The sequence below is a fragment of the Nonomuraea sp. NPDC052634 genome, assembly GCF_040678535.1.
Classification (GTDB): domain Bacteria; phylum Actinomycetota; class Actinomycetes; order Streptosporangiales; family Streptosporangiaceae; genus Nonomuraea; species Nonomuraea fastidiosa.
Window position 1 is genome coordinate 2375601 of record NZ_JBFATY010000001.1, and the last position, 12873, is coordinate 2388473.

Below are 12873 nucleotides of genomic sequence, written 5' to 3' on the forward strand. Positions count from 1 at the left end.
CGCCAGATGTTCCTCAGGCGACCGACGGCGAGGGAAGCAGGGACGCTGCCGCAGTGGCGGCTGATGTGGCGGCAGTTCCGCCGGCACCGGCTCGCGATGGTCGGCGCGGCGATCCTGATCCCGGTCTACTTCGTGGCGATCTTCGCGGAGTTCTTCGCGCCGATGTCCAGCTCGACGGCGAACACGCAGATGACGTACGCGCCGCCGCAGGTGCTGCGCATCTCCGCCGAGCACGGCCTGCACGTGTACGGGTACACCAGCGAGCGCGACCCGCGCACGTACGCGCAGACCTACACCGAGGATCCGTCGCAGGTGATCGAGGTCGGGCTGTTCGTGCACGGCGATCCGTACAAGCTGCTGGGGCTGATCCCGTCCGACATCCACCTCATCGGCCCGGTGCGGCACGGCGATCCCTTCTACCTGCTGGGCACCGACCAGAACGGCCGTGACCTGCTGTCGCGGCTCATCCACGGCGCACGCGTGTCGCTGTCCATCGGGCTGGTGGGCGTGGCGGCGAGCTTCCTGCTCGGCATGCTGATCGGCGGCGTCTCCGGCTATTTCGGCGGCGGTGTCGACAACGTGGTGCAGCGCGTCATCGAGTTCCTGATGGCGATACCGACGCTGCCGCTGTGGATGGCGCTGTCGGCGGCGCTGCCCACCGACTGGGGGCCGCTCACCCGATATTTCGCCATCACGGTGCTGCTGTCGCTGATCGGGTGGACGGGTCTGGCCAGGGACGTCCGCGGCCGGTTCCTGGCGCTGCGCGAGGAGGACTTCGTCACCGCGGCCAGGCTGGACGGCGTGGGCCGGCTGTCGATCATCTTCCGGCACATGATCCCCTCGTTCGCCAGCCACATCATCGCCTCGTTGTCGCTGGCCATCCCCGGGATGATCCTCGGCGAGACCAGCCTGAGCTTCCTCGGGCTCGGCCTGCAGGCGCCCGCCGTGAGCTGGGGCGTGCTGCTGGAGGGCGCCCAGAACGTGCGCGTCGTCGCCAACGCCCCGTGGCTGCTCGCGCCCGGCGTCGCGGTGGTGGTCGTGGTGGTCGCCATGAACTTCTTCGGGGACGGGCTGCGCGACGCCGCCGACCCGTACGGAGCGGCGAGCGGAGGCCGGAGAAGGAAGCCGTTCAGGCGTAACCGCGTAGGCCGACAGTGAGCGCGACCATCAACACCGCAATAAGGGGGTGGGCAGGCGTGGCCGCAGGCGACGTGCTGCTTGAGATCGAGGACCTGCACACGCACTTCCACATGGACGACGGCGTCGTGCACGCCGTGGACGGCGTGGACCTGCGGATGCGCAAGGGCGAGACGCTGGCCATCGTCGGCGAGTCCGGCTGCGGCAAGAGCGTCATGGCCCGCTCGATCCTGCACCTGGTGGACCCGCCGGGCCGGATCGAGGGCGGCAAGGTCACCCTGCACCGCCCCGACGGCCCGGTGGAGCTGGTCGGCGCGCACAAGCGGCTGCTGCGCCAGGTCAGGTGGAAGGACATCGCGATGGTCTTCCAGGAGCCGATGGCCTCGCTGAGCCTGGTGCACACGATCGGCAGCCAGATCATCGAGGCGGTGCGGCTGCACGAGAACGTCGGCAAGGCCGAGGCCCGCAAGCGCGCCATCGAGATGCTGGACCGGGTCGGCATCCCGATGCCGCAGCGGCGGGTGGACGCCTACCCGTTCGAGCTGAGCGGCGGCATGCGGCAGCGGGCGATGATCGCGATGGCGCTGTCGTGCCGGCCGAGCCTGCTCATCGCCGACGAGCCGACCACCGCGCTCGACGTGACCACGCAGGCGCAGATCCTGGAGCTGCTGCGCGATCTGCAGGACGAGCTGGGCATGGCGATCATGCTGATCACCCACGACCTCGGCGTGGCCGCGCAGGTGGCCGACACGATGGCGGTGATGTACCTGGGCCGGGTCGTCGAGTACGGCTCCGCCGAGCAGGTGCTGTCGCAGCCGCGCCACCCGTACGCGCAGGCGCTGCTGCGCTCGATGCCCCGGCTCGGCCAGGCCAGGCAGCGGCGGCTGGCGGCGATCAGGGGCTCGGTGCCGCCCCCGTACGCGCGGCCCGAAGGCTGCTCCTTCCACCCGCGCTGCGACCACGCCGTCGAGGGGCGGTGCGACGTGGTGACGCCGCGCCTGACCGAAGTGGGCGGCCGCGAGGTGGCGTGCCTGCTCTACCAGGACGAGCCGGAACCGCAGCGGGGCGGCGCCCCGGACGACACCCCGGATGACAGGGAGGAATCGTGAGCACGGAGCCTCTGCTCCGGATCGAAGGGCTGACCAAGCACTTCCCCGTCCGCAGCGGCCTGCTGGGCCGGCAGGTGGGCGCGGTGCGCGCGGTGGACGAGGTCGATCTGGACATCGCCCCGGGCAGCACGCTCGGGCTGGTCGGCGAGTCGGGCTGCGGCAAGACGACGCTCGGCCGGTGCATCGTGCGCGCGCACGACCCGACCAGCGGCCGCATGCTCTACCGGCGGCCCGACGGTTCGGTGATCGACGTGGCGACGCTGAAGGAGAAGGAGCTCAAGCCGTACCGGGCCGAGGTGCGGATGATCTTCCAGGACCCGCACTCGTCGCTCAACCCGCGCAAGACGCTGCGCGAGATCATCGGCGAGCCGATGCGGGTGCACGGCTACGGCACGCCGGACGAGATCGCCGAGCGCGTGGGCGACCTGCTCGAACGGGTGGGCCTGCGCCGCGAGTACGCGAGCCGCTACCCGCACGCCTTCAGCGGCGGCCAGCGGCAGCGGGTCGGCATCGCGCGGGCGCTGGCGCTGTCGCCCCGGCTGGTGGTGGCCGACGAGGCGGTCAGCGCGCTGGACGTGTCGGTCCGCGCGCAGATCCTCAACCTGCTCATGGACCTGCAGGAGGAGTCGGGGCTTGGCTTCCTGTTCGTCAGCCACGACCTCGGCATCATCGAGCACGTCGCGGACGTGGTGGCGGTGATGTACCTCGGCCGGGTGGTCGAGCAGGCCCCCACGGAGGAGCTGTACCGGCGGCCGCTGCACCCCTACACCGAGGCGCTGCTGTCGGCGGTGCCCGACCCCGACCCGGCGGCCAAGCGGCACCGGGAGCGGATCAAGCTGCTCGGCGACATCGCCGACCCGGCGAACGTGCCGCCGGGCTGCCCGTTCCACCCCCGCTGCGTGTACGCCAAGGACGAGTGCCGCGCCGACCGGCCGCCGCTGCGCGAGGTCGGCGGGCGGCGGGTGGCCTGCCACTTCGCCGAGGATCTCGACCTGCGCGGCGTGCCCGGCCCCGAGATCCGGGAGGTGACCGCGTGAGCGACCCGCGTTTCGACGGCGTCGTACGCCCGTCCGCCACGCTGGAGGACGCCGAGGAGGCGCTGCTGCCGGCCCCGCACGGCGTCGACAACCACGCCGCCAACCTGCTGCGCACCTCGTCGGGTGAGCTGCTGTGCACCTGGTTCAGCGGCCCGCAGGAGGGCGACCCCGGCACGAACGTGGTGGTGTCGCGGCTCGCGGGCGGGCGCTGGGAGAAGCCCGCGCTGGTGGCCGCCGACCCCGAGCGCACCGAGCAGAACCCGGTGCTGTTCGAGGTGGACGGGCGGGTGTGGCTGCTGCACACCTCCGGCGAGCCGCACGACCAGACCAGCGCGCACGTGGTGGCCCGCACCTCCGGAGACGGCGGCCGTACGTGGAGCGCGCCGCGCGTGATGCTCGCCAAGCCGGGCAGCTTCGTCCGGCACCCGCCGCTGGTCCTGGACGACGGCACCTGGCTGCTGCCCGCCTACCACTGCGCGCCGACGGGCGACCACAGCGTGGTCCACCTCAGCGCGGACGGCGGCGACACCTGGACCGCGCACGACGTGCCGGACAGCGCGGGCCTGGTGCAGATGACGGTCGTGCCACGGCCCGGCGGCGGGCTGCTGGCCTTCTTCCGCGACCGGCGGGCGGGGCGCATCCACGCCTCGTTCTCGGCCGACGGCCGTAGCTGGTCCGCGCCGGAGCGGACCGAGCTGCCCAGCAACGACTCCTCCGTCCAGCTCACGAGGCTCGGCGACGGACGGCTCGCGCTCGTCTACAACGACGCGAGCCTGGAGCGCGACCGGTTCCGGTGGGTGACCAAGAACGGGAAGCCGCGTAAGAAGGCGCTGCGCACCCCGCTGTCACTCGCCCTGTCCGAGGACGGCGGTGCGACCTGGCCGCACCGGCGCGTCCTGCAGGAAGCCGACTCCGAGTATTGGCAGAACGAGCTCGGCTACTCGTATCCGAGCGTGATCGACGGCGGCGGAGGCCGGGTCCACGTCGCCTACTCCTACCTGCGCAAGACCATCAAGTATCTAGAGATTGGCGTGTGATGAAAGTACGGCAGAGCCTGTTATACGGCGCTCTGGCGGTGGCGGTCGCGGTGCCGTCGTACGTCGCGGGCGACCGCGACGCCGCCGGCGGCGACAGCGGCACGGTACGGGTGCAGCCCACCGGCGCGTACGCCTGCCGCCAGGACGTGGCACCGCCCGACCCCGACGTGCCCAAGGTGCACGCGGCGACGATCGCGCAGGCCCCGCAGGGCGACCTGCTCACCGTCTACTACGGCGGCGCCACCGAGGGGGCGCCGGACCAGGCGCTCTACATGTCGCGGCTGGCGGCCGGCGAGCACACCTGGTCGGAGCCCGAGGTGGTGTTCGACGAGCCGGGCAAGGCCGACGGCAACCCGGTGCTGTGGTCGGACGGCAAGCGCCTCTACCTGTTCTTCGTCACGATCGAGGGGCACGGCTGGGAGCAGGCGCCGATCCGGCTGATCACCTCCGACGACGGCGGCCACGCCTGGAGCGAGCCCGTCACCATCCGCAAGGAATGGGGGTGGATGGTCGGCACCAACCCGATCCGCATGTCGAACGGCGAGGTGCTGCTGCCCATCTACGACGAGGGCGGCTCCCGCTCCGGGTTCTACGTCTTCAGCGAGGACATGAGCTCGTGGCAGGCGTACCCGGAGAACACCGAGGACTGGATCAGGACGCCGCGCGGCTCGATCCAGGCGAGCGTGGTCGAGGTGGAGCCGGGGCGGCTGGTCGCGTACGTGCGCACCGGTGACGCCGCGATCTACACCAGCCAGTCCACCGACTTCGGCCGCACCTGGAGCGAGCCGGTGGCCGAGCCGATCGGCAACCCGAACTCGCGGGTCGCCGCGCTCAAGCTCGACACCGGCAAGCTCGTGCTGGCCTACAACCCGTGGGTGGAGCACCGCTCCCCCATGCGGCTGTCGCTCTCGCCCGACAAGGGCCGCACCTGGGAGCACTCGGTGGACGTCGAGGCGCAGTCGGGCCCGCAGTTCACGTACCCGATGCTGACGCAGAGCGCCGACGGCTTCATCCACATGGTCTACAGCTACAACCGCAACAACATCCGGCACGTCGTCTTCAACGAGCAGTACCTGCGTGACGCCGTGGGCCTGCTGTCGAACTACCCCGAGCACACGATCACCGAGTTCAAGAACGGCGTCCGGCGCAACGTCGTGCGTCAGTGCCACTACACCCCCGCGAAACAGCCCCGCTGAGGAGAGAGATGCACAAGGTGCGCGGTATCGCGCTGCTCGCGCTCGCGCTGTCCCTGACCACCGTCCCGGCCCAGGCGTCCGTCGCGGCGGAGACCGCTGCTTGCAAGGACGTGCCGAACAAGTACAACCAGCCGTTCCAGGTCTGCGACGACGAGCTGTTCATCTTCGCCGCCAACTACAAGCCGTTCGAGTCGACCGTCGACGAGCAGCGGCAGGGCACCCGCGTCTTCGACGAGATCATCGGTAACAGGCTGCGGGCGGCGTTCCCCGGCGTGAAGATCAAGTACGCGACGTGGGACCTGCCCATCCGCTACGAGGACCTGAAGAACGCGGGCGTCACGCCGGACATCGTCATCGAGGACCCGAAGTCCCGCATCGACCGCGACCTCGAACCGCTGGGCTGGGTCGGCGACATGACCGCCGACATCGAGCGGGCCGGCATCGACCTGAGCACGCTCAACAAGGCCGCCGTCGAGCTGACGAAGTCGCGCTCCGACGGCGGGATCTACGGGGTGCCGATCTTCATCGACGAGCACGTGCTGCTCTACAACAAGAAGATCTTCGACAAGTTCCGGGTGAAGTACCCCAAGCCCGGCATGACGTACGACGACGCGTACAAGCTGGCCAAGAAGCTCACCAGGGACGACGGGCTGGACCACTACAAGGGGTACATGCAGCATCCCGACCAGTACCTGGAGTTCAACCAGCTCGGGCTCTACCCGTTCCAGCCGACGACGAGCGAGGAGCCGGAACCCGAGGAGGTCAAGGTCGATATCACGGGTGAGGGGTGGAGGGAGTACACCGAGAACCTGTACCGCTTCCTGATGATCCCGCGCAACGGGTTCACCACCGTCACCGACTTCCTCAAGGGCGACATGAGCCGGCCCGGCCACCTGGCCATGGCGGTGGAGACGCTGTCGCGGCTCACCATGTACGCCGGCAGCGAGCTGTTCATCGAGGACGGCGACGAGGACTCGTTCGCGCAGTACCGCGAGAGCGTCGACATCGGCGTCAGCGCGCTCCCGGTGTTCGAGCGCGGCTCGAAGACCATCTACCAGCCGAACACCAGGGCCGCGTTCGTCCCGCCCGCCGCCCCGCACCGCGAGCAGGCGCTGCAGGTGGTGAAGTGGCTGGTGTCGGAGGAGGCGCAGACCGAGATCTCCCGCCACGGCATCAAGGCCGTGCTGCAGACCGACGAGGTCGTGGAGAGCTTCGGCAAGGCCATCCCCGAGCTGGCCGGCATCGACACCTCCGCGGTCTACTGGGGCGAGAACGCCACCATCGGCGACTACGAGAACACCGAGTTCTGGGACCTGCCGCTGTGGACGGTCTTCCGCCAGCACGTGCTGCGTGACGGCATGACCCCCGAGCAGTCGCTGACCGTGTCCCAGCAGGAGGACATCCCCGCCTACATCAAGGCGCAGGCGGACGCAGGGAAGGACTGGTAACCCTGACTTCCACCGTGGAACGCTGGGGCGTCCACGAGATCGAGCTGGCCGGGCCGGCCGGCGGCAACCCCTTCGCGGAGGTTCGCCTGGCGGCCCGGTTCCGCTTCCGTCACCGCATCGTCGAGGCCGGCGGCTTCTACGACGGTGACGGCGTCTACCGCGTCCGGTTCATGCCGGACGCGGTCGGCTCGTGGACCTACACCACCGTGAGCAACGTGCCCGAGCTGGACGGCGTGACCGGGGAGTTCACCGTGACCCCCGCCACGCCGGGCAACCACGGCCCGGTGCGCGCCGAGGGCACCGGCTTCGTGTACGCCGACGGCACGCCGTACCTGCCGTGGGGCACCACCGCCTACCACTGGACGCACGACCTGGACGAGGAACGGGAGCGGCGCACGCTGCGCACGCTGGCCGCCTCGCCGTTCAACAAGCTGCGCATGTGCGTGCTGCCCACCGGGGCCATGCGGCCGCCGCTGGTGCCGTTCGCCGGCACCGACCCGGACGGGCTCGACTTCACGCGCTACGACCCGGCCTTCTTCCGCCACCTGGAGTCGCGGGTACGCGACCTGCGCGACATCGGCGTCGAGGCCGACATCATCCTGTTCCACCCGTACGACGGGGGCCTGCGCGGCATCGAGGACATGGGCCGCGAGGCCGACCACGCCTACCTGCGCTACGTCATCGCCCGCCTGGCGGCCTTCCGCAACGTGTGGTGGTCGGCGGCCAACGAGTACGACTTCAACAAGGCGAAGACCGTCGAGGACTGGGACGACATCCTGCGCACGATCGCCAGGCTGGACCCGTACGAGCATCTGCGCTCGATCCACAACGGGACCCGCATGTACGAGGTCGCCTCGCTCTACGACTTCACCAAGCCGTGGGTGACGCACCAGAGCATCCAGCACTGGGACGCCACCCCCACCGACGCCTGGCTGCGCGCCTGCCCCAAGCCGGTGGTGATCGACGAGATCTCCTACGAGGGCGACCTGGGCAAGCGTTGGGGCAACGTGACCGGCCAGGAGCTGGTGGACCGCTTCTGGGAGGGGGTGACGCGGGGCGGCTACGTCGGGCACGGCGAGTCGCTGATGGGCCACCAGCCGCGCGCCTGGGTCAGCAACGGCGGCGAGCTGTTCGGCGAGAGCCCCGCCAGGATCGCGTTCCTGCGGCGCGTGGTGGAGGAGAGCCCCGCCGGGTCGTTCCTGCGCTACCTGGGCCGGCGGCAGCAGGCCCACGTGACGGTGGAGCTGCCGGACGACGGCGCGTACCGGGTGGAGCTGATCGACACCTGGAACATGACCATCAGCCCGGTGGACGGCGAGCACAAGGGGCGGGTGCGGGTCGCGCTGCCGGGCCGGCCGTATCTGGCGCTGCGGATGACGAAGGTGACTTCATGATCGACAAGGGGTTGGCGACGACCGCGCTCGGCTGGCACCTGCACGACGAGCGGCGGCGGGCGCGGACGCTGGCCACGCTGAAGTCGTCGCCGTTCGACCGGGTGCGGATGGCGGCGCTGGCCTCCCGCTGCTCGCTCGACGCGCTGGAGGAGCGGGTGGAGGAGCTGGCCGGGATCGGCGTGACGGCCGAGCTGGTGCTGCTGCGGCCGGGCGAGGGCATCGAGGACGTGGACGGCGCCGCCCGCTACCTGAGCGAGGTCGTGCCCAGGCTGGCGCCGCATCAGAACGTGTGGTGGTCGCTCACCGACGACCCCGGCGCCTTTCCCGCCTTCACCGAGCACGACTGGGTGAGCCTCGGGAACCTGGTCGCCGAGGAGGACCCGCTGCACCATCCGCTGTCCATCACCGTCGATGCCGGCTCGCCGCTGCTGTGGCGGCGGGTGTGGACGCACGGCAGCGTACGGGCGCGCAGCCCGCGCGACGCCTGGGTGCGGACGCGCCACCACCACAAGCCGGTGCGGATGGACTTCTGCGGGTACGAGGGCGACGCCGACGACCCGTGGCACAGCCTGACCCCCGAGGAGGTGGTGGTCCAGGCGTGGGACGGCGTCGTGCGGCGGCGCTGCGTGACGCACGGCGAGTCGTACGCGGGCGACGACGGGCTGACCTGGTCGCAGGACGGCGGGACGCTGAAGGGGGCCGCCGTGCCCAGGCTCGCGCTGCTGCGCCAGGTGCTCGCGGCCATCCCCGACGAGGCCGCATACCGCGACAGGGACGCGCCGATGCTGGAGCTGACCGGGGAGTTCTACCTGGAGTTCTGCGGCGAGCACCGGTTCCCCGAGCGGTCGTTCGAGGTGCCGGACGGGCGGTACGAGGCCGAGGTGATCGACACGTGGGAGATGACCGTGACGCCGCTCGGCATCATGAAGGGCCCGGCGGTCACGGTGCCGCTGCCCGGCACGGTCGGCCAGGCCATCCGCCTGCGCCGCGTCCCATGACGGCCCGCCACGGCACCGGCCCCCGGCGCTCCGATGCTCCGGGCGAGCGGCCGGTTCCGCCGCTCGCCCGGCTGGCCGGCCCGGGCGGGAAGCTGGTCGAGATCGTGAGCGGCGCCGGAGTGGCGGGCGATCCCCCGGTGGGCGGCGCTCCAGTGGGCGGCGCTCCAGTGGGCGGCGCTCCAGTGGGCGGCGCGGAGGTGCGGCTCGGGCGTGACGGCGCCGCCGAGCCGCACCTCCGCGTGCCGCTGCACGTCCTGTTCACCGCCTCGACCGGCCGTCCCTGGCGGTTCCGGCCCGCCGACCCGGCGAGCGTGCGCGTCCTGCCGCCCGGCTCCGGCGGCGACGGGATCGTGGCGACGGCGCGGGCCGGGGAGCTGAGCGTGCGGCTGGAGCTGGGCTTCGGCCGGGAGGGCATGCTGGAGCTGCGCACCACCTGGCGCAACGACACCGGCGAGCGGCTCGTAGACGTGGCGGCCGGGCTGCTGCTCCCGCTGCCGGTCCAGGACGCCTGCCTGACCATGCCGGGCGTGCTCTACAACGACAACCCGTCATCCGACCCGGCCCGCGAGGTGCCGCACATCGGCTTCGTCTGCGAGGAGCACCGCCTGCCCATCCCGGCCGTCAACGCCGCGTGGGACGGCCGCTACCTCAGCCTCTTCGCGCATCCCGGCCCGGTGCGCGACGAGGAGGACGGCTCGGTCGCCTACGGCTCGCTCGGCGCGGTCCGCGCGCCCGGCCTGGCGGTGACGGCGATGACCGGCGTGATCGCGTTCAACGGCCGGCCTGACGTCTGCTACGTCAGCAAGGCGGAGACGGCCGGCCGCCCGCTCGGCTACCGCGACCTCGCGCCGGGCGCGGAGATCACCACCCGGCACAGCCTCGACTGGGGCGAGGTCGCGCCGCGCGGCTTCGGCTTCAGGACGCTGGTGCACACCCGCCTCTACCGGGACGAGGGGGCCGCCCCGCTGAGCGTGGACGAGATCGTCCGGCTCAAGACCGACGCGATGGACTCCCGCTGGAACGGCGACGGCCACCTCGCCTACGAGGGCGTGCGCCACGGCCGCCCGCGCTCCTACCTGTACGGCTGGACCGGCCAGGCCATGAAGCTGGCCCTGTGCGAGGCCATCCTGGGCGTCGAGGACGGCCAGGACGAGCGGATCGAGCGGGCCCGCCGCGCCGCCGACTTCTACGTCCACGGCGGCAGGACGCCCGTGCGCGGCCTGCACGCCGCCCGCTACCTGGTGGACGAGGACCGCTGGGAGTCGTTCCGCAAGGACGGCTGGGGCGACTTCGTCTCCAGCCGGGCACACGGCGAGACCATCACCGACCTGGCCGCGCTCGCGCTGCTGTTCAGACAGGCCGGGCTGGAGGTGCCGCACGCCTGGGAGGAGGCGGTGACGGACGCCGCCTCCGTCTTCTGGCACACCAGGCTGCCCGAGGGCGTCGTGCCCGTCGGCTGGAGCCCGTGGGGCACGCCGGTCTCCGGCATGGTCAGCGCGGCCGGGGTGGCGTGCGTCCTCGCGATGCTGGGCGCGTACCGGCTGAGCGGGGAGCGGGTGTGGCTGCTGCGCGCCGAGGAGGTGCTGGCCGCCTACCACCGGGAGCACGCGGCCACGTACGAGCGGCCGTTCGCGCACGCCACGCTCGACGCCTCGGGCGAGGACAAGGAGGCCGGGATGTACTTCTTCCTGGCCGCGTACGAGCTGCACCGGCTGACCGGCGACGAGCGCTACGCCGGCTGGGCGGAGGCGGCCGCCGACTGGCTGCTGACCTTCGTGTACGTGTGGTCGCCCGAGTTCGCCGCGGGCAGCACGTTCGCCCGGCGCGGCTTCAAGGCGGCCGGCTGGCCGGCGGTCAGCGTGCAGAACCACCACCTCGACGTGTTCTTCCCGACGTCGGAGCTGCTGGAGTTCGGCCTGTCCACGGGCCGGCCGCGCTACGCCGAGCGGGCCGTGCGGATCCTGCACGCCATGGGCCAGGGCATCTGCCGCGAGCCCGGCGACTGGGGGTTCCGGACGCCGGGCGAACAGGGCGAGGGGTTCTTCCAGACCAACTGGCAGCGCACGGGCGAGGCGAACACGTGGAACCCGTCCTGGGTGATCGCGCTGCCGCTCTATCACGCGCTGCGCATGAGGAAGGTGAGATGGACAGGCTGACCGAGCCCATGACCGAGCCCATGACGGAGGCCGCGGCGTGGCGGTACGCCGACGAGCTGCGGGAGCGGGTGCGCCCGCCGGAGTTCCCCGACCGCTGGTTCGACGTGACCGAGTACGGCGGCGGCGACGGTCTGTGGACGGAGGCGTTCCGCGCGGCGATCGCCGCCTGCCACAAGGCGGGCGGCGGGCACGTGCGGGTGCCGCCGGGGACGTATGACACGGGCGCCATCCACCTGCTGAGCAACGTGGACCTGCACGTCGAGGAGGGGGCCGTGATCCGGTTCTCCACCGACCCCGCCGACTACCTGCCGGCCGTCTACACCCGGTTCTCGGCCATCGAGTGCTACAACTACTCGCCCTTCATCTACGCCTACGAGCAGGAGAACATCGCGATCACCGGCGGCGGCACGCTCGACGGCTCCGCGGGGCCCGAGCACTGGTGGCCGTGGGTGGGCACGCCGGAGTTCGGCTGGCGGCCGGGCACGCCGCACGAGGCCGCCGACTGGGAGGCACTGCAGCGCATGGCCGCCGACGGCGTGCCGGTGGCGGAGCGCGTGTTCGGTGCCGGGCACTACCTGCGGCCGAACATGATCCAGCCGTACCTGTGCCGCAACGTGCTGGTCGAGGGCGTGCGGATCGTGCGCTCGCCGATGTGGGAGATCCACCCGGTGCGCTGCGAGAACGTCCTGGTCAGGAACGTGTCGATCTACTCGCGCGGCCCGAACAACGACGGCTGCGACCCCGAGTCGTGCCGCGACGTCGTCATCTCGGGCTGCGTGTTCGACGTCGGCGACGACTGCATCGCGATCAAGGCGGGCCGTGGCCCCGACGGCCGCCGCGTCGGCGTGCCGTGCGAGAACGTGCTGATCGAGGACTGCGACATGCGCTACCGGTACGGGTCCGTCGCGATCGGCACCGACACGACGGGCGGCATCCGCAACGTGTTCGTGCGCCGCTGCCGCTGGGGCGGCCCCGGGCTGTACTTCGGCCTGTACGTCAAGACGAACTCGGTGCGCGGCGGCTTCGTGGAGAACGTCTTCGTCAAGGACGTGACGATCAGCGAGCTGACCAAGGAGGCCGTCTCCATCGACCTCTACCACGGAGACGGCCACAACGGCGACGACCCTCCCCCGATCCGCAACGTGCACGTGTCGGGACTGCGCAGCGACCGGACGCGCAGCGCGTACCTGCTGCGCGGCTACCCCGAGCAGCCGCTGCGGGACATCGCGATCAGGGACAGCACGTTCGCGCACGTGCTGCGCTCCGACGTGGTGAGCGACGTCGAGGGGCTGTCGGTGACCGGAGTGCGGATCGGCGGCGGCTGAGGCTCTGAAAGAGATGGCCGCTGAAAGGGGGCCCGA

Annotated in this window: 10 protein-coding genes; all 10 read left to right on the plus strand. The window is 71.4% G+C overall.

Annotated features, from left to right (window positions below; translation table 11 throughout):
- Positions 1 to 6: 6 nt before the first annotated feature.
- Genes AB0K67_RS10635 through AB0K67_RS10680 form a run of 10 tightly spaced genes read left to right on the plus strand, consistent with a single transcriptional unit; the run spans position 7 to position 12837 of the window.
- On the plus strand, positions 7 to 1158 hold the full coding sequence (locus AB0K67_RS10635; RefSeq protein WP_364056217.1) for an ABC transporter permease: 1152 nt from the start codon (positions 7 to 9) through the stop codon (positions 1156 to 1158).
- 38 nt (positions 1159 to 1196) lie between these two features.
- Complete coding sequence (locus tag AB0K67_RS10640; protein WP_364056220.1) at positions 1197 to 2246, plus strand: ABC transporter ATP-binding protein; 1050 nt, start codon at positions 1197 to 1199, stop codon at positions 2244 to 2246.
- Entirely contained in the window at positions 2243 to 3283 is a 1041-nt protein-coding gene (locus AB0K67_RS10645; RefSeq protein ID WP_364056223.1) for an oligopeptide/dipeptide ABC transporter ATP-binding protein, read from the plus strand. The genes AB0K67_RS10640 and AB0K67_RS10645 overlap by 4 nt, the downstream gene beginning before the upstream one ends.
- Positions 3280 to 4320: a sialidase family protein gene (locus AB0K67_RS10650; RefSeq protein WP_364056226.1), complete on the plus strand. Its 1041-nt coding sequence runs from the start codon at positions 3280 to 3282 to the stop codon at positions 4318 to 4320. The genes AB0K67_RS10645 and AB0K67_RS10650 overlap by 4 nt, the downstream gene beginning before the upstream one ends.
- Complete coding sequence (locus tag AB0K67_RS10655; protein ID WP_364056229.1) at positions 4320 to 5516, plus strand: sialidase family protein; 1197 nt, start codon at positions 4320 to 4322, stop codon at positions 5514 to 5516. The genes AB0K67_RS10650 and AB0K67_RS10655 overlap by 1 nt, the downstream gene beginning before the upstream one ends.
- 8 nt (positions 5517 to 5524) lie before the next feature.
- On the plus strand, positions 5525 to 6964 hold the full coding sequence (locus AB0K67_RS10660) for an extracellular solute-binding protein (protein WP_364056232.1): 1440 nt from the start codon (positions 5525 to 5527) through the stop codon (positions 6962 to 6964).
- 14 nt (positions 6965 to 6978) lie between these two features.
- Entirely contained in the window at positions 6979 to 8358 is a 1380-nt protein-coding gene (locus AB0K67_RS10665) for a DUF5060 domain-containing protein (RefSeq protein WP_364056235.1), read from the plus strand.
- Positions 8355 to 9356: a DUF5605 domain-containing protein gene (locus AB0K67_RS10670; RefSeq protein WP_364056238.1), complete on the plus strand. Its 1002-nt coding sequence runs from the start codon at positions 8355 to 8357 to the stop codon at positions 9354 to 9356. Before AB0K67_RS10665 ends, AB0K67_RS10670 begins: the two co-directional genes overlap by 4 nt.
- A complete protein-coding gene (locus AB0K67_RS10675; protein ID WP_364056241.1) occupies positions 9353 to 11512 on the plus strand; it encodes a hypothetical protein in 2160 nt (719 codons plus the stop codon). The genes AB0K67_RS10670 and AB0K67_RS10675 overlap by 4 nt, the downstream gene beginning before the upstream one ends.
- Positions 11500 to 12837 (plus strand): glycoside hydrolase family 28 protein, encoded by a 1338-nt coding sequence (locus AB0K67_RS10680; RefSeq protein WP_364056244.1) that lies wholly within the window; start codon positions 11500 to 11502, stop codon positions 12835 to 12837. Before AB0K67_RS10675 ends, AB0K67_RS10680 begins: the two co-directional genes overlap by 13 nt.
- The last annotated feature ends 36 nt before the right edge of the window (positions 12838 to 12873 follow it).